Below are 17451 nucleotides of genomic sequence, written 5' to 3'. Positions count from 1 at the left end.
GTCAGTCGAGCGGGAACCAGCGCATGACGCCAGCCGCGAACGGGGTCCACCAGCCGACGCGGACCCCGGCGCTGGCGAGCGTGTCGCTGGTCCAGGCGTTGCAGGTGTGCAGGGCGTCGTAGCGGCCGGTGCCGGGATAGAAGACGTCGTAGCGCTGGTATCCGGCAATCGCCGGTCCCGCGCGTCGGCTGCCACGGATGCGTGCGGCGAGGCGCTGATATTGCGGCGCGGTCAGCGTGATGGCGCGAGCGTGGCTACCGGCTGCGGGCCGCGGGACATGCTCGACGTGAAGCAGCGTGTCGGTGCTGCCGAATGCAGCATGAAGGACGGTGCCGATCCGCACGTCCGACCACGTCGGGGTGCCGAGATAGAAGTTGCGCTCGCCCCAGCCGACCGCGACGTGATCGTAGCCGGCATAACGGGCGTCGGGCAGGTCGAGCGCCGGGAAGTCGCGCCGCCAGTCGATACCCGCCGCGTACTTCGGCATGACGATCCCGGTGTGAACGCCATTGTCCTCGATCCAGATCGTGACCCCGGCAGCGGGCGCGCGCCAGCCGGCGTTGCGCGGGATCATCGCGAGCGCCAGACCGGCGAGCACGTACGCGCCGGCCACCGCCAGCACCGCCGCACCGATGCGGAGCAGGATGCGCGCGATGGCGAGCGGCAGGCGCTTCATCGGTCCAGCGGCTAAAGATCCAGTGCCCAGCCGTCGCGTCCCTTCGGATCGATCGGCCGCGTGGGAACGTAGCGCACGGCAGCCGCCGTGAGGCGCAGGATCGACCAGTCGCCGCGACGATCGACGGCGTCGACGGTGCAGCCGCAAGCGGTGAAGGCGCGCTCGACCTCGGTGCGTTGTGTTTCCAGCAGTCCCGCCAGGATGATCGCGGCGTGCGGCGCGGCGATCGCGGCAACTTCGGGCGCCATCGAGATCAGCGGACCGGCAAGGATGTTGGCGATCAGCAAATCGTAGGGTGCGCGGGCGCGGATCGCGTCCGACAAGGCGCCGTCGGCGACCACCAATTCGACACCGGCGACGTGGTTCACCGCCATGTTCTCGCGCGTGACGTCGATCGCGGCGGGATCGATGTCGGTCGCCATGACGGCGGCATCGGGCCAGAGGTGCGCGGCGGCGAAGGCGAGCAGGCCGGTGCCGGTGCCGAGGTCGATCGCGTTGGCGACCGGGCGCTCGGCGAGTGCGTCGAGCATCGCGAGGCAACCGGAGGTGGTGGCGTGATGTCCGGTGCCGAACGCCTGCCCGGCATCGATCAGGAAGGCGCGACCGCCCGCCGGCGTCTCGACCGGGTGCGCGCTGGTATGGACGACGAAGCGCCCCTCGCGGATCGGTTCGAGCCCGGCCTGGCTCATCGTCACCCAATCCTGTGCGGTCAGGGGGGTGACCTCGGGCGGGGTGCCACCAGCGCTCGGCACCAGCGCGGTCAGCGCTGCAAGCATCGCGGCGTCTGGCTCGTGTTCGCAATAGGCGTCAAGCCGCCAGCGCTCGCGATCGTCCTCGACCTCTTCGGTGGTCATCAGTACCGCATCGATCGCAAGGTCGTCGGCCGCGTCGATCGCCTCGGCCTCGGCACGGGTGCAGGGCAGGGTGACGCGCCAGCTGTCGATATCAGCGGACATAGCTGGCTCCATTGATGTCGAGGACCGCGCCGGTCATCGAAGGAGGCGCATCCAGCGCGCAGAAGCGAACGACGGCGGCGACTTCCTCCGGCTGTGCGACGCGCCCGAGCGGGATGTCGGCGAGCAGTTTGTCGCCGCCGCGGCTGGCGAGATAATCCTCGGCCATGCCGGTCATCGTGAAGCCGGGGCAGATCGCGAAGGCGAGGATATGCTGGGCCGCATAGCCGCGTGCGATCGTCTTGGTCATCGCGACCAGCCCGGCCTTCGCGGCAGCGTAATGCCAGTGCGCGGGCGAGTCGCCGCGGTAGGCCGCACGGCTGGCGACGTTGACCAGCCGCCCGCCGCCGCTGACTTGCCAGTGGCGAACGGCATGGCGGGACAGCTGCGCCGCCGCGGTCAGGTTGATGCGCTGCGTCCGCTCCCACGCCGCCAGCCACTCGCCATCGTCGGCGTCGATAGGGTTCGCCTCGAAGACGCCGGCGTTGTTGACGAGCACGTCGATCCGCCCGTCCAGCCGCTCCAGCGCCTCCGCCCACAGCGTATCGGGGGCGGCGGGATCGGCGAAGTCGGCGGCGATGCCGCTGGCGGTGCCCTGTCCGGCGACCACGACGCCGGGGATGGTGGCCAGCGTCGCGGCGGTGGCTGCGCCGATCCCGCGGCTGGCGCCGGTGATGAGAATATGGGTCATGGCGACGTGGTTTAGCGTCGCCGACGCGATCAGGCTACGCCGGCAAACCCGTTCGCCTCGGCGCGCAGCCCTTCGAACCGCTCGGCGATCATCTCGAAGGCATGGCCGAGCGATTCGATCTCGCCGGCGACGGTCTGCGTATCCTCGCGGATCGTGGCGACGGTGTGCGACATGGCGTCGGCGGTCAGCGCGGTCTGGTCGACCGCGGCGGTGATCGCAGTGACGGTGAGCGCCTGCTCCGACATCGCCGTGTTGACCTGCATCGCCGAGCTGCGGAGCGCGTCGATGCTCGACCGGATCGACGCGGACGTATCGACGGTGACACGCGTGGCGGCCTGGATCGCGGCGATCTTGGCGGCGATGTCGTCGGTGGCGCGGGCGGTCTGGTTGGCGAGGCTCTTCACCTCCTGCGCCACCACCGCAAAGCCGCGGCCGGCGTCACCGGCGCGGGCGGCCTCGATCGTGGCGTTGAGCGCCAGCAGGTTGGTCTGTCCGGCGATGTCACGGATCAGGCCGAGAATCGATTCGATCGAGCGGGCGTGATCGTCGAGCACCGCCGAGGCGGCGACCGCACCCTCCGCCTGGCCAGTCGCTGCGGTCAGCGTATCGTTACACGCCTGCATGTCACGCTGCACGGTGCTGATCGCCTGGATGAGACCGGCCGCGGTCGAGGCGGCGTCACGCATCGCCAGCGCGGACTGCTCCGCGGCAGTGGAGACCTCGCTGGTTTTCTCGATCATGTCACGGGTCGCGTCGGCGGCCGAGCGGGCGCGGTCGCGCACCACCAGCCCGCGGCCTGCGATATGATCGATGCTGCTGCCGATGCTGGAGCGGAACGCCGTGGCGCGTTCGGCGCGACGTTCACGCGCGCGCCGCGTGCCGATCTGGCCGAGCTGCGTCGCCATCAGGTCCGATTCGAGCATCGCCATGCCCAGCACGGTGCTGCTGAGCCGCGCCAGACGTGCGATGTCCTCCCCGACCCGTGCGGCGATCATCTCGATCACGCGGTGGTGCGCGAACGTAAGCGCGGAGAGCAGCAGCGTGAGCGGCACGCCGGACTCCTGCGCTTCCTCGACCTGGCTGACGACCATTGCGTGCCAGTCATCGCCGAACGGCTGCAGGTAGCGCAGCCTGGTGTAGCCGACCGCGCGTTGTATGCGGCGCTCGCGATCGGCGGGGGTCAGACCGCGTACGGAGGCGGGCATCGACGGGCGCGAGAACAGATGTTCCCAGAAGCCACGTGCGACATGCTCCCAGCCATCCACGGCGTCGAGGATCGCGGCGATCTCCGCGCAATCGGAAACCGCCTGGCCCCGGGGATCGAAATCCCGCACCCGCTCGGCGATCGGTCGCACGTCGTGGTGCAGGAGTTGCTTCATGGCGGGCTGTCCGATCAGGCGGCGACGCGGCTCGCGAAATTGCCGGCGCGGGTGTCGAGATCGCCCAGCCGCCCGGCGAGCGATTCAAAGCCGGTCCCTAGCCGGTCGATCTCGCTGGCGACCGTCTCGGTATCGGAGCGGATCGTGGCGATCGTGTGCGACATCGAATCCGCAGCGAGCGCGGTTTCATCCACCGCCGCGGTGATCGCGGTGACGGTCTGCGCCTGCGATTCCATCGCATAGCGGATGCGCGTCGCGGATTCCTGCACCTCGGCGACGGTGTTGCGGATCGATGCGGAGGTGTCGACGGTGACGCGGGTGGCAGCCTGGATCGCGGCGATCTTGGCGGCGATGTCATCGGTGGCACGGGCAGTCTGATTGGCGAGGCTCTTCACCTCCTGCGCCACCACGGCGAAACCACGACCTGCGTCTCCGGCGCGGGCGGCCTCGATCGTGGCGTTGAGCGCCAGCAGGTTGGTCTGCCCCGCAATGTCGCGGATCAGCCCCAGGATCGATTCGATCGACTTGGCGTGGTCGCTCAGCGCACTCGACACGCTGACCGCGTCACCAGCCTGCGAAGCGGCGCGTGTGGCGATGTCGGCGGCGACCTCGACCTCGGCGCGCGCATCCTCGATCGCGCGGATGAGCCCGGCGGCCGTGGACGCGGCGTCGCGCATCGCGACCGCGGACTGTTCGGCCGCCGCGGCGACCTCGCTGGTCTTGCCCAGCATTCCGCGGGCGGAGGAAGACGCGCCGGACGCCTGTTCGCGCAGCCCGTGGCCCTCGTGCGTGGTCGCCTCGACCGTGGCGGCGATTTCCTCGCGGAATTCGGCCGCCAACCGGTCGCGTGCGCCCTGCGCGCTGTGGGCGCTATACGTCGCATAGATGGCGACGGTGATCTCGCCTTCCAGCGCCGACAGCCGCATCAGCGTGTCGATCATCTTCGGCAAGCGCGGATCGTCGCGGGTGATGGACGTCATCAACACGTCCAGCGCGGTGCGGTCGCTGGCGCTGATCATCGACAGAAGTGCCATCGGTGAGACGTTCGCAGCGTAGGCGGAGGCCACCGAGCGCTCGATCGACTCGATCCAGGCGCGATCACGGGTGCGAAGAAACCGGTTTTCGAGGAAGGCGACCCCGAGGTCGATCATCCGCTCCGTCTCGTACGACATGTGGTTGGCAGTGGAGCCGAAGCAGCGCTTCCAATGCGCCCAATATTCCGCGGCGATACCGCGCGCCTCCGGGCGCAGCGCTTCCCAGGTGTCGCGCGCTGCGCGGGCCAGTTCCCCGTCGAGGTCGAAGACGTCGAAGCGCGCGTTGAGATCCAGCGCGGCGGCGACCGATCCGATCGGTGGCAAATCGTTGGGCAAAAATCTGCTCCGTCCAGGGATGTCGTGGAACCTTGAAGTAGCGGTGATCCGTTAACAGCGGGTTAGGGAGGTACGGCACCATCCTCCTCGCGGCGGCCCCGCTGTGCTTGCATCGGGCCGCGTGCGGACGCATAGACCACCGCAAAACCCGTGTCGCCGCGGGTCCAATTCGAGGAAATTCGCGCTTGGCTTCGAAACCTGCCCGCCCGCGCAGCCCGCATCTGTTCAGCGGGCCGCTCCAGATCCACTATCGCTGGAGCCCGGCGATGACGGTATCGATCGTTCACCGTGCCACAGGCAGCGGCATGGCCACGGTCGGCACGCTGCTGCTGGTGTGGTGGCTGGCGGCGATCGCTTCCGGCCCTGCGGCTTATGGCGTGTTCCTCGATGTGTTCACGACTTCCAGCGGCGCGCTGAACGTGCTCGGCTGGGTGGTCGGCGTCGGGCTGACGTGGTCGATGTTCCAGCACATGATGAGCGGCATCCGCCACCTGGTGCTCGATACCGGCGCCGGGTACGAACTGAAGCTCAACCGCCGCCTTGCGTTGTTGACCTTCGTCGCCTCGACCGCGCTGACGATCGCGTTCTGGCTTATCCTGGGGACGAAGTGATGAGCACCGAAATCGGCCGCGTCCGCGGACTGGGCAGCGCGGGGCACGGCGCGCAGCATTGGTGGCATCACAAGCTGACCGCCGGCACCAACTTCCTGTTGCTCGTCTGGCTGCTGGCGTCGATCGCGTCGCTGCCGTCGTACGATCACGGCACGGTCAAGCTGTGGCTGTCCTCGGCATGGGCGGCGGTGCCGATGGTGCTGTTCATCGCCTCGGTCTTCTATCACTTCCGCCTTGGGCTGCAGATCGTGATCGAGGATTATTCGCACAAGGAAAGCCGCTTCGTGCTGACGGTCCTGCTGACGGTATTCACCGTCGCGACTGCCGGCACCGCCATCTTCTCGATCCTCAAGGTCGCTTTCGGAAGTCACGCCTGATGTCCGCCGACGCATATAAGATCATCGACCACACCTATGACGCCGTCGTCGTCGGCGCGGGCGGCTCCGGCCTGCGCGCCACGATGGGCATCGCGGAGAGCGGGCTGAAGACGGCCTGCATCACCAAGGTGTTCCCGACCCGCAGCCACACCGTCGCCGCGCAGGGCGGTATCGCCGCCTCTCTGGGCAACAATTCGCCGGACCATTGGTCGTGGCACATGTTCGATACCGTGAAGGGCTCCGACTGGCTCGGCGACCAGGACGCGATCGAATATATGGTGCGCGAGGCGCCGGCCGCGGTGTACGAGCTGGAGCACGCCGGTGTGCCGTTCAGCCGCAACGACAACGGCACGATCTACCAGCGGCCGTTCGGCGGGCACATGCAGAACATGGGCGAGGGCCCGCCGGTGCAGCGCACCTGCGCGGCGGCCGACCGTACCGGTCACGCCATGCTCCACGCGCTGTACCAGCAGTCGCTGAAGTACGACGCCGACTTCTACGTCGAATATTTCGCGCTCGACCTCATCATGGAGAATGGCGCGTGCCGCGGCGTGATCGCGCTGTGCATGGAGGATGGCTCGATCCATCGTTTCCGCTCGCACGCGGTGGTGCTGGCGACAGGCGGCGGCGGACGCGTGTACCAGTCGGCGACGTCGGCACACACCTGTACCGGTGACGGGAACGGCATGGCGCTGCGTGCGGGTCTTGCGTTGCAGGACATGGAGTTCGTGCAGTTCCACCCGACCGGCATCTACGGCGCGGGCGTGCTCATCACGGAGGGTGCGCGCGGTGAGGGCGGCTATCTGACGAACTCCGAGGGCGAGCGCTTCATGGAGCGCTATGCCCCGTCGGCCAAGGACCTGGCGAGCCGCGACGTCGTGGCGCGCTCGATGGCGATGGAAATGCGCGAGGGCCGCGGCGTCGGCAAGGACAAGGACCACATCTTCCTCCACCTCGACCATATCGATCCCGCAGTGCTGCACGAGCGGTTGCCGGGGATCACCGAGACGGGGAAGATCTTCGCGGGCGTCGACCTGACGCGCCAGCCGTTGCCGGTGACGCCGACCGTCCATTACAACATGGGTGGCATCCCCTGTAACTATCACGGCGAAGTCGTGCGGCTGAAGGACGGCGATCCCGATGCGATCGTGCCGGGGCTGTTCGCGGTCGGCGAGGCGGCGTGCGTTTCGGTGCACGGCGCGAACCGGCTGGGCTCCAACTCGCTGATCGATCTGGTGGTGTTCGGACGCGCCACCGGGCTGCGGCTGAAGGATACGCTGAAGCCGGGCACAACCCACAATCCGTTGCCCAAGGGATCGGAAGACCTGGCACTGAGCCGGCTCGACCATTTCCGCCATGCGACCGGCGGCACCCCGACCGCAAAGTTGCGCGCCGACATGCAACGGACGATGCAGCGCCACTGCGCAGTGTTCCGCGACAGCGCGCTGCTGAGCGAGGGCGTGCAGAAGATCGAGGCGATCTACCAGGGTGTGCAGGACGTCGGCGTTTCGGATCGCTCGCTGATCTGGAACACCGATCTGGTCGAAACGATGGAGCTCGACAATCTGATCGGCCAGGCGGTGGTGACGATGAAGAGCGCGGAAAACCGCAAGGAAAGTCGCGGTGCGCATATGCACGAGGACTTCCCGGAGCGTGATGACGCGAACTGGATGAAGCACACCATCACGACGTTCGACGGCTGGGGTGGCAAGAGCGGGACAACCGCGATCGATTATCGTCCGGTCCACGATTACACGCTGACCGACGACATCGAGTACATCAAGCCGAAGAAGCGCGTTTACTGACCCGGGCAACCGGCCGGCGCGCGCGAGGCGCGCGGGCCGGCTTTGCCGCGGATAGTTGCGGGATGGTTGCGGGATGGTTGTACCACTGCGACCTTCCCTCACGTTTGCGCATTTATCGTGAGACCAGCCGGAGCGACACGGCTTCGCTGATGCAACACGGGTTTGTCGGGCGTCAGTTGCGGTTCACTGTGCGATCTATCGTCATGGCACTCGACTCTTGTTTTGCTCCTTCAGGAGTTCGCGTTCTTCGCGATTTATGCGGTCTAGTCAGTGTCAGTGACTCCCCAAACGGTATGTAGGGAGATGCGATGCCTCCGCTTGAAGCCTGAATGGCGAACGGTGGCTCGACGTCGTACTTGATAGCGTAAGAAGAGGTCGAGCCCGTGACGTGTGTTCGGGCCTTCAAGGTACGAGCGGCCGTTTTCAACGAACGAAGCCCCGACGCCGTGGGGGAGCGATCTTACCTTCTAATCCTGTGCGCTTTGGACGTTCAGGCGTGTTCTTCCGTGCGCTTTCTCGTACCGTAAACCGTGTAATGATGACGACGTCCGCATGGTCTGTCCGCCGGACGGATTGGTCGGCGTTTCGGTGGCCGCGTTCCGGTGACATGAAACAGCGAGCAGGTGCGGTGCGCAGTCCGTCAGTACCGGACGACGGCGATGTAGGACAGCCGTGTCGCCGCAGAATTTACGGCAGAGGGAACCGCCAGCGCGCTCGTGGCTTGAGCGCCGCATGACCGACCACAACAACGCCAGCAACTATCCGCTGCTCGCCGCCCCGCACATCCAGCTCCACGGCACCGTGGACGAGATGATGTACGCCAACTTCAAGGACCAACTGGCCGCAGCCCCGGCCGACGGGCCGCTCGTCGTTTCGATCACGACACTGGGCGGTGATCCGGAGATGGCGCGGGCGATGGGCGATTCCATCCGTTTGCTGCGCGAATACAACGGGCGTGAAGCGCTGTTCCTCGGCAAGGTCGCGGTCTATTCGGCCGGCGCGACGTTCATGTCGGCGTTCCCGGTCGACCGGCGTTTCCTGACGCGCAATTCCCGAATCATGATTCACGAGCGGTTGATGACTTCGACCGTGGAGCTCTCCGGGCCGCTCAATACGCTGGCCCCGGTGTTGAAGGCCAAGCTCAACGAGATCGAGGATTCGATCCGCATCCAGGAGGAAGGCTTTGCCGACCTGGTGCGCGGGAGCAACGTCTCGCTCGACATGCTCAAGGAGCGGGCGCCCAGCAACTGGTACATCGAGGCGGCCGAGGCGCGCGAGCTGGGGCTGGTGCTCGACATCATCTGACCGTCACGCGAAGGCATGTGCGCTGCGCAGTTGCTGGTAGGCATCGATGACCTTGCGCAGCGCTGCCTCGTGCGTGCGGTCGCCGCCATTTCGATCCGGGTGGTAGCGCCGCACCAATTCGGAATAGCGCTTCCGCAACGCGGTGCGATCCGCGTCGTGCGACAGTCCGAGCGTATCGAGATTGCGGCGCTCCTCTGGCGATAGTGCGCGGCCGTCGGCGCGCGGCGCGGCGCGGGCGTAGCGTGCGGCGATCGCGTCGAGCGGGTCGGTGTAATCGGCCCAGCGCGGTCCCTGGTCGCCGGCGCGGGCGCGAGAGAAGGCGCGCGTCTCGCGTTCCCAACCCGCGAGCGGACGTTGCGCATCGTGGATCTCGTCCGCGCTCATCCCGTCGAAGTAATTGTAGCCGGCGTTGAAGGCGCGGACGTGGTCGAGGCAGAACCACCGGAAGCGCGGCGGGCCGTCGTGCGGGCCGGAGCCTTCCAGCGGGGGCGCGCGGAACTCGCCCGGCTCCGGGCAGCCGGCATGATCGCAGGCGCGGCCGGAGCCGGCCACCCGGCCGTGGAAACGCGCATTCGGTCGATTGTTCTGGGGCTTCACGCACTCACTCGTCGCTTGACGCAGAAAGGTCGCTATATGGGGTGGCATGACCGAAGCTGCCACCGGCACGATCGCTGCCGAGATCACCGCGCGCCTGACGGCTGCGCTTTCCCCGACCCGGCTGGAGGTCGTCAACGAAAGCGCGCTGCATAGCGGGCACATGGGCGACGATGGCAGCGGCGAGAGTCATTTCCGTGTCGAGATCGAGAGCGCGGCGTTCGCGGGGCAATCGCGGGTGGCGCGGCAGCGGACGGTGAACCACGCGCTGGCCGACCTGCTGGCGATGCGCATCCACGCACTCGCGATCAGCGCACGGGCGCCGGGCGAATGACCTGCGACCTGTGGTACTGGCCAAGCATCCAGGGGCGCGGCGAGTTCGTGCGGCTGGTGCTGGAAGCGGGCGAGATCCCGTACCGCGACCGCGCGCGCGAGGATGGCGCGGAGGCGATGATGCGCGACATGGCGTCCCGCGGACCCCGCGCGCCGTTCGCGCCGCCATATCTGGTGGCCGGCGACGTGATGGTCGCGCAGGTCGCCGACATCATCCTGTTCCTGCAGGACCGCCACGGCATCGGCGCGCAGGACGCCGCGACGCGGTACTGGCTGCACCAGTTGCAGCTGACGGTCGCCGATCTGGTCGCGGAAGTTCATGCGGTGCATCATCCGGTCGACGCCATGGCCTATTACGACGAGCAGCGTGCCGAGGCGGCGCGTGCGGCGGCGGTGTTCCGGGCAGAGCGCATCCCGAAGTTCCTCGACCATTTCGATCACGCGGCCGGCGCGGCGGACGGCGAGTGGATCGCGGGGACGCAATGGAGCGGGGTCGACATGGGGTTGTTCCAGGCGATCGAGGGGCTACGCTACATGTTCCCGCGGCGGATGGCGGCGCTGGCGGGGCGATGGCCGCGGCTGGAGCGGTTGCGCGATGCGGTGGCGGCGCTGCCGGCGGTCGCCGCCTATCTCGCGAGCGACCGCCGGGTGGCGTTCAACACCGACGGGATCTTCCGCCATTACCCCGAGCTGGACGGCGACTGACGCGCCGCCCGGCCGGCGTCTCCGTCAGTCCTTGAGATCGGCGGGGACGGTGCCGCCGTTCTTCTCCAGCTCGCGCATCACCGCCTTGTGGAGCCAGATGTTCATCTCCGCCGAGCCGTCCTTCGCGCCGCTATAGCCGAGCTCGGTCGCAAGCTCCTTGCGGTTGGCGAGGCTGGAATCGAGATCGAGCAGCTTCATCAGATCGACGATCGATGTCCGCCAGTTGAGGTCGGGGTTGCCCTTCTGCTGCGCGATCCCGGTCAGCACGGCGGCGACGTCGATGTGCTGCTGCTGCTGCGGAGCGGACGCCGGGGCGGGCGCCGGTGCTGCGGCGGGGGCCGGCGCCGGCGCAGCGGCGGACGTGGGGGCCGTGGGCGCGGGGGCGTCCTTCTTGCCCGAGAACTGGCCGCCGAGCGGGCCGTGGTCGCCGAAGATCGCCTTCTTGATCGCGCCGAAGATGCTCATGTCGCATGAATCCTGTGTCGTAGGTGGTGCGCAGGCAACGTCGCGCACCGGGTAAGGTTCAGTTGCGGCCGCGGAGGAGGCGGGGGGATTGGCGGGGTGGCTGAGGGCGGGCGAAGCGATGGTCGCAGGCGCGGGCGCGGGCGCGGGCGGGGTCGTGGGCTGGTTCGGGGTCGCGGGCTGGGTCGGGGGCGGAGAAAGGGATGGGGGCTGGTCGACGCCGAAATAGACGTCGCGCTCGATCGTCAGCCGCGCGACCGTCGCCGCGTCGTGATGATCGGGCGGGCCACCCATCATCGCTTCCTCGGCCTCGGTCAGCGAGCGTTCGTAATCGGGCGAGGCGGGGTCGTCGTCCTCCACGCCGTCGAAATCGTCGGGCGGGGGGAAGAAGGTGCGCCACTCCTCCGCATCGTCATCCCACCACACCGGTTCGTCCGACGGCGAATGTTGCGAATGTTGAGGCTCCGACGCGGAATGTGGCGCGGCGTCGGACGTGCCGGGGGTACGCGTGCCGGCGGCGAACGCGACCAGCCCGGCGGCCTCGGCCCGCGCCCATTGCGCCGCGCTCCAATGCTGACGCGCGGCGGGATCGAGGTCGTCGACCGGCACCTCGGCGGCGGTCGCGTGGCCGGTGCGCGCGAAAAGATCGGCGGCGGCGAGCGCATAGAGCGGGGCGAGATCGGGCGCGTCGCCACCGGCCGGGTCGAGCGCGCCGCTGCGCCGGGCGAGGAACAGCCCGGCGCGCGCGGCCGCGCCGTCCTGCCCGACGAGGTCGAGATAGGCGTCGAATTCCTGCGCGACGAGCCGCGCGGCCATGGCATCGCTGTCGCTGGCGGATTCCACCTGCCGGTCGAGCCGGGCGAGCAGGCCCATGGCGAGGCGATTGTCGTGGCGGTGGCGGGTGACGATCGTGCCGTCGGCGCGGGTATAGGTGTCGGTCTGCCCGTCGAGCGCGCGGACCAGCAGCGTCTCGGCGACGACCTCGCGCGCGACCAGCGACGCGGCGCGCCAGCCGAGCGCGAACGCCGCGCCCTTCGCGGTGCGGCGGAAGGCGTAGGCGGAGGTGGCGGACAGCCGCACGCGCGCGCAGGCGGCGTCGACGCCGTGCCCCTCGGCGATCGCTTCGAGGAAGGCGCGCTGGTTGGCGGCGGACCAGCCGTCGGTGCGGCGGGAGGTGGTTTCGGTGTCGGACATGGGCAGCCTCGCGGTTGATCGGCGAGGGTGCGGTTTGTTGGAGGGTGTAGGACAGGTGCTATCCAGCGAAAGCCCTATTAGTTGGGTGTAGTTGCCTACAAGGCCTCTACTGTTTTTATTACCCTGTTCTCACTATCCTTTTGGAGTCCCGCCCTAATGACCATCTTTAGCTTTGGAGAGACAAATCGATAGGCATTATTTTTCGGGGTTCGACGTATCAGCGGGTTCTCAGCTTTGGCGAACGACGCAAGCATCTGCGGTAGATTTAGATTGATGCCTTCGTCTACGTTAAACTCTTCACGAACGATTTTCTCGATGTCAGAATGCTTAAAGTCTTCTTTATCGACTCGCCCTAAGCTGTATATGACTTGATTTTTTCGACCTACCTTTGTCTCAATTGAATTCATCAAATTTTCTATAACACCCAGATCAGACGAGAAGGACTCTTCCAGCCACTTTCTCTCGGCCTTTGCTACGGTAGCTAATGAGATCACGCCGCTAGCACGTTCCGCCTCAAGTGCAATTTTCAAGCATAGCTCATGTATTTGTTGAGCAATGCGATCAGTTTTCCAGCAAACGTCTTTATAGAAGATTTCTTTGTCGATCGAGAAGCTATATCCTAACTCTTTCTCAAACCCGCGCTTCATCAAAGAAATGGCCTCATCCAAGGTCATTCTTGCGACCTCTGGTATTTCAATCAGCCTGTTTGCGATGGTCGACGCATTTCCAACCTTTGCTACAAGTTGCTTTAAGTCCCTTGGAACGCCGACGATAAGAAGCTTAACACCGTGTTTGGCAATAGATTCTTCATCGGCAGATATTATAATGCTGGCAACAGCTTTCAGAGAATCCAAGTTGTCAACAATTTGCTCAAAATTATCTAAAACTAAAACGGATCTTTTACCACCGGCTTTTTGGTTTAAGTGCGAAACTAGAGCGCCAAACGCGCTTTGCGCTGCAAAAGAAAACTGAGTCTGCTGCTTTCCTCCGAAACCAGTTCCCCCAAGCCGAAGGCCTAAATCTACTTCCTCGGTACGAGATACTGGCCGATCCGAGCCAAGCTCAGACAGCTTGACTTCAAACGATTTTAGGAGTGACCCGTGTAAAACTGCATTTGCAAGATTTACAACCTCAAAGGGAACCTTTTTCCGCGCTAAAACTCGTTTAAATAGCCAAGTTTTCCCGTTTCCACTTTCGCCATGTACGATAATGTACTTATCGCCTCGTAAGGCATCTTCTAAACGTTCTTCTAATTCTGGCCTATCAACGTACATTCGCTCGTTGATTTCGCGAGACCTGGGAGTGAAAACATCATTGGGTCGTGCTTTGCCAAAAACCACGTCGACACTCCCGTTATCCTTATATTTTCTTGTACTGAAATGAGCAGCGATTAGCCAGCGTTCTCAAATAACGGCGCTAGATACTTCCCCGTATAGCTCCGCGGTTCCTTCACCACCTGCTCCGGCGTCCCCGCCGCGACGATCTCCCCGCCCTTCACGCCGCCTTCGGGGCCGAGGTCGACGATCCACTCGGCGGTCTTGATGACGTCGAGGTTGTGCTCGATCACCACCACGCTGTTGCCCTGCTCGACCAGCGCGTGGAGGAGCTCCAGCAGCTTGCGGACGTCCTCGAAATGGAGGCCGGTGGTGGGTTCGTCGAGGATGTAGAGCGTGTTGCCGGCGGCGCGACGGCAGAGTTCCCTAGCGCTTCACGCCCCGACTGTGCTGCGCCATACCGGGCGCCATCACCACTTTGCGCCAAGCTGATCCAGTGCTTCCAACAGCGCCTGCTTGCTGGCGGTCCGCCGATTGCCCGTATTGCGTGGGACGTCGGGTTCGCCGAGGGCTTTGCGTCGTGTGGCAAGGTCGGCCGCGAAATCACGGTATGCGACGACACGTCCCGGCCAGTCGCCGGCTCCGCTCCATTTCGGGTCTGGTGATACCATGATCGTTGCCTGCCTGTGTATCGCGCCCTTTCATTAGCACATGAAGCGGCTTGACGTCGTCACTCCGCCGCCACCGCGACCTTCCCCAATAACGGCGCCAGATACTTCCCCGTAAAGCTGCGCGGCTCCTTCACCACCTGCTCCGGCGTCCCCGCCGCGACGATCTCGCCGCCCTTCACGCCGCCTTCGGGGCCGAGGTCGACGATCCAGTCGGCGGTCTTGATGACGTCGAGGTTGTGCTCGATCACCACCACGGTGTTGCCCTGCTCGACCAGCGCGTGGAGCACCTCCAGCAATTTGCGGACGTCTTCGAAATGCAGGCCGGTGGTGGGTTCGTCGAGGATGTAGAGCGTGTTGCCGGTGGCGCGGCGGCTGAGTTCCTTGGCGAGCTTCACGCGCTGCGCCTCGCCGCCCGACAGCGTCGTCGCCTGTTGGCCGACCTTGACGTAGCCGAGCCCGACCTCGACCAGCATCGCCATCTTGTCGCGGATCGGCGGGACGTTGGCGAAGAACGACGCGGCGTCCTCGACCGTCATGTCGAGCACGTCGGCGATGCTGTGCCCCTTGTGCTTCACCTCCAGCGTCTCGCGATTGTAGCGCGCGCCGTGGCAGATGTCGCAGGTGACGTAGACGTCGGGCAGGAAGTGCATCTCGATCTTGAGCACGCCGTCGCCCTGGCACGCCTCGCAGCGCCCGCCCTTGACGTTGAAGCTGAAGCGCCCGGGCTTGTAGCCGCGCGCCAGCGATTCCGGGAGCCCGGCGAACCAGTCGCGGATCTGCGTGAACGCGCCGGTGTAGGTGGCGGGGTTGGAGCGCGGGGTGCGGCCGATCGGCGACTGGTCGATGTCGATGACCTTGTCGAGATGCTGCAGCCCGCTGATCTTGTCGTGCTTGCCCGCCAGGATGCGCGCGCCGTTCAGCGTGCGCGCGGCGGCGGCATAGAGCGTGTCGATCGTGAAGCTCGACTTGCCCGAACCGGACACGCCGGTGATGCAGGTGAAGGTGCCGAGCGGGATCGACGCGGTGACGCCGGTGAGGTTGTTGGCGGTGGCGTTGTGGACGGTCAGCTTCTTGCCGGTGCCCTTGCGGCGCTTGGTCGGAAGCGGGACCTGGCGCGTGCCGTTGAGATAATCGGCGGTGACCGAGGTCTTGCTCCTGAGCAATTGCTTGACCGTGCCCTGCGCCACGACCTGCCCGCCGTGGACGCCCGCGCCCGGCCCCATGTCGATCACGTAATCGGCCATGCGGATCGCATCCTCGTCATGCTCGACGACGATGACGGTATTGCCGAGGTCGCGCAGGCGGCGCAGCGTGGCGAGCAGCATGTCGTTGTCGCGCTGGTGCAGCCCGATCGACGGCTCGTCCAGCACGTAGAGGACGCCGGACAGCCCGCTGCCGATCTGCGAGGCGAGGCGGATGCGCTGGCTCTCGCCGCCGGACAGCGTGCCCGAGGTGCGATCGAGGTTGAGGTAATCGAGGCCGACGTTGTTGAGGAAGCCGAGCCGCTCGACGATCTCCTTGAGGATACGCTCCGCGATGGCGCGCTGCTGATCGCCGAGATGGTTGGGCAGATCGGTGAAGAAGGCGAGCGCGTCGACCACCGACAGATGCGTGGCGTGGCTGATGTTCTCGCCCGCGACCTTGACCGCCAGCGCCTCCGGCTTGAGGCGCGCGCCCTTGCAGACCTCGCACGCCTGCGAGCTTTGATATTTGGACAGCTCCTCCTTCATCCACGCGCTCTCGGTCTGGAGCAGGCGGCGGTTGAGGTTGCCGACGACGCCCTCGAACGGCTTCTTGACGTCGTAGCTCTTCTTGCCGTCGATGAAGGTCAGCGTGACGGGCTTGCCATCGGTGCCGTAGAGGATCTTGTCGGCGATCTCGGGATGCAGCTCGCCCCAGGCGGTGTCGAGCGAGAAGCCGAACTCGCGCGCGAGGCTGGCCATCACCTGCATGTAATAAGGCGAGGGCGGGTTGGACTTCGCCCACGGCACCACCGCGCCCTTCTTGATGCTGAGTTCGTGGTTGGGGACGATCAGGTCCTCGTCGAAGACCAGTTTCTCGCCGAGCCCGTCGCACGCCGGGCATGCCCCCTGCGGCGCATTGAAGGAGAACAGCCGCGGTTCGATCTCGGCGATGGTGAAGCCGCTCACGGGACAGGCGAACTTCTCGGAGAAGACGATGCGGCCGGGGGGCGCGTTGTCGCCGAGCACGACGCTTTCGGGTGTGCGCGGCTCCACAGGGTCGGCGGGGTCGATGTAGGCCAAACCGTCGGCGAGCTTCAGCGCGGTCTCGAAACTGTCGGCGAGGCGGGTGGCGGCATTCTCGTTCACCGCGAGGCGATCGACGACCACCTCGATGTCGTGCTTGTACTTCTTGTCGAGCGCCGGCGCCTCGTCGATCTCGTGAATCGTGCCGTCGATGCGGACGCGCGTGAAGCCCGCCTTCTGCCACTCGGCAAGCTCCTTGCGATACTCGCCCTTGCGGCCGCGGACGACGGGGGCGAGGAGGTAGAGGCGCGTTCCCTCCGGCAGCGTCATGACGCGGTCGACCATCTGGCTGACGGTCTGCGCCGCGATCGGCAGCCCGGTGGCCGGCGAATAGGGTACGCCGACGCGCGCCCAGAGCAGGCGCATGTAATCGTAGATCTCGGTGACGGTCGCCACGGTCGAGCGCGGGTTGCGGCTGGTCGTCTTCTGCTCGATCGAGATCGCGGGCGAGAGACCCTCGATATGGTCGACGTCCGGTTTCTGCATCAACTCGAGGAACTGCCGCGCGTACGCGCTGAGCGATTCCACGTAGCGGCGCTGCCCCTCGGCATAGATGGTGTCGAACGCCAGGCTCGACTTGCCCGACCCGGAAAGCCCGGTGATGACCGTCAGCGTATCGCGCGGGATATCGACGCTTACGTCCTTGAGGTTGTGCTCGCGCGCGCCGCGGACGGAGATCGTCGTCAATGCCATGTGGGAGTTTGTTCCATATCTGTTCGGCTGCGTCCAGCCGGCTTTTCGTCGCGCGATGTGGGGCGGGCACGCCACCGCGGCAATACGCATC

Annotated in this window: 15 protein-coding genes and 1 pseudogene; 6 read left to right on the top strand and 10 right to left on the bottom strand. The window is 66.0% G+C overall.

Going from position 1 to position 17451, the window contains the following annotated elements:
- Position 1 precedes the first annotated feature (1 nt).
- The 5 genes from SPHPHY_RS0110840 to SPHPHY_RS0110820 are packed head-to-tail and all read right to left on the bottom strand — an operon-like array spanning position 2 to position 5069.
- Positions 2–676, bottom strand: coding sequence for a TIGR02117 family protein (locus tag SPHPHY_RS0110840; protein WP_022686705.1), 675 nt, complete (start codon positions 674–676; stop codon positions 2–4).
- A gap of 11 nt (positions 677–687) precedes the next feature.
- Entirely contained in the window at positions 688–1632 is a 945-nt protein-coding gene (locus tag SPHPHY_RS0110835; protein ID WP_022686704.1) for a 50S ribosomal protein L11 methyltransferase, read from the bottom strand.
- Complete coding sequence (locus SPHPHY_RS0110830; RefSeq protein WP_022686703.1) at positions 1622–2320, bottom strand: SDR family NAD(P)-dependent oxidoreductase; 699 nt, start codon at positions 2318–2320, stop codon at positions 1622–1624. Before SPHPHY_RS0110830 ends, SPHPHY_RS0110835 begins: the two co-directional genes overlap by 11 nt.
- Positions 2321–2349: 29 nt before the next feature.
- Complete coding sequence (locus tag SPHPHY_RS22655; RefSeq protein WP_022686702.1) at positions 2350–3699, bottom strand: methyl-accepting chemotaxis protein; 1350 nt, start codon at positions 3697–3699, stop codon at positions 2350–2352.
- A gap of 14 nt (positions 3700–3713) precedes the next feature.
- The gene (locus SPHPHY_RS0110820; protein ID WP_022686701.1) at positions 3714–5069 is read right to left on the bottom strand and encodes a methyl-accepting chemotaxis protein; all 1356 of its coding nucleotides are present in this window, start codon (positions 5067–5069) and stop codon (positions 3714–3716) included.
- Positions 5070–5254: 185 nt separating this feature from the next.
- On the opposite strand from SPHPHY_RS0110820, the gene sdhC reads away from it, so the two are divergent.
- The 4 genes from sdhC to SPHPHY_RS0110800 all read left to right on the top strand — a co-directional run bounded on the left by sdhC (position 5255) and on the right by SPHPHY_RS0110800 (position 9167).
- Entirely contained in the window at positions 5255–5680 is a 426-nt protein-coding gene (gene sdhC, locus SPHPHY_RS0110815) for a succinate dehydrogenase, cytochrome b556 subunit (protein WP_022686700.1), read from the top strand.
- The gene (gene sdhD, locus SPHPHY_RS0110810; protein WP_022686699.1) at positions 5680–6057 is read left to right on the top strand and encodes a succinate dehydrogenase, hydrophobic membrane anchor protein; all 378 of its coding nucleotides are present in this window, start codon (positions 5680–5682) and stop codon (positions 6055–6057) included. The genes sdhC and sdhD overlap by 1 nt, the downstream gene beginning before the upstream one ends.
- The gene (gene sdhA / locus SPHPHY_RS0110805; protein WP_022686698.1) at positions 6057–7862 is read left to right on the top strand and encodes a succinate dehydrogenase flavoprotein subunit; all 1806 of its coding nucleotides are present in this window, start codon (positions 6057–6059) and stop codon (positions 7860–7862) included. Before sdhD ends, sdhA begins: the two co-directional genes overlap by 1 nt.
- Before the next feature lie 732 nt (positions 7863–8594).
- Complete coding sequence (locus SPHPHY_RS0110800; protein ID WP_022686697.1) at positions 8595–9167, top strand: ATP-dependent Clp protease proteolytic subunit; 573 nt, start codon at positions 8595–8597, stop codon at positions 9165–9167.
- A gap of 3 nt (positions 9168–9170) precedes the next feature.
- Here SPHPHY_RS0110800 and SPHPHY_RS0110795 read toward each other — a convergent pair whose 3' ends face one another.
- Positions 9171–9764 carry a J domain-containing protein gene (locus SPHPHY_RS0110795; protein ID WP_028056774.1) on the bottom strand — a complete coding sequence of 198 codons (594 nt, stop codon included), beginning with the start codon at positions 9762–9764 and terminating at the stop codon, positions 9171–9173.
- 46 nt (positions 9765–9810) lie between these two features.
- Between SPHPHY_RS0110795 and SPHPHY_RS0110790 the strand changes: the two genes are divergently transcribed.
- Positions 9811–10095, top strand: a complete 285-nt coding sequence (locus SPHPHY_RS0110790; protein ID WP_022686695.1) for a BolA family protein — start codon at positions 9811–9813, stop codon at positions 10093–10095.
- Positions 10092–10799 carry a glutathione S-transferase family protein gene (locus tag SPHPHY_RS0110785; RefSeq protein ID WP_022686694.1) on the top strand — a complete coding sequence of 236 codons (708 nt, stop codon included), beginning with the start codon at positions 10092–10094 and terminating at the stop codon, positions 10797–10799. The genes SPHPHY_RS0110790 and SPHPHY_RS0110785 overlap by 4 nt, the downstream gene beginning before the upstream one ends.
- A 24-nt stretch (positions 10800–10823) precedes the next feature.
- Here SPHPHY_RS0110785 and SPHPHY_RS22705 read toward each other — a convergent pair whose 3' ends face one another.
- The 4 genes and pseudogenes from SPHPHY_RS22705 to uvrA all read right to left on the bottom strand — a co-directional run bounded on the left by SPHPHY_RS22705 (position 10824) and on the right by uvrA (position 17360).
- A complete protein-coding gene (locus SPHPHY_RS22705) occupies positions 10824–12455 on the bottom strand; it encodes a DUF3597 family protein (RefSeq protein WP_022686693.1) in 1632 nt (543 codons plus the stop codon).
- 95 nt (positions 12456–12550) lie between these two features.
- Complete coding sequence (locus SPHPHY_RS21400; RefSeq protein ID WP_156025087.1) at positions 12551–13795, bottom strand: AAA family ATPase; 1245 nt, start codon at positions 13793–13795, stop codon at positions 12551–12553.
- A gap of 50 nt (positions 13796–13845) precedes the next feature.
- Positions 13846–14160: pseudogene (locus SPHPHY_RS22000) on the bottom strand (excinuclease ABC subunit A); the annotation flags it as partial.
- A gap of 299 nt (positions 14161–14459) precedes the next feature.
- On the bottom strand, positions 14460–17360 hold the full coding sequence (gene uvrA, locus SPHPHY_RS0110760) for an excinuclease ABC subunit UvrA (protein WP_022686690.1): 2901 nt from the start codon (positions 17358–17360) through the stop codon (positions 14460–14462).
- Between the last annotated feature and the right edge of the window lie 91 nt (positions 17361–17451).

The sequence above is a fragment of the Sphingomonas phyllosphaerae 5.2 genome, from assembly GCF_000419605.1.
Classification (GTDB): Bacteria; Pseudomonadota; Alphaproteobacteria; order Sphingomonadales; family Sphingomonadaceae; genus Sphingomonas; species Sphingomonas phyllosphaerae_B.
This window is presented reverse-complemented; position numbering and strand designations above follow the sequence as displayed.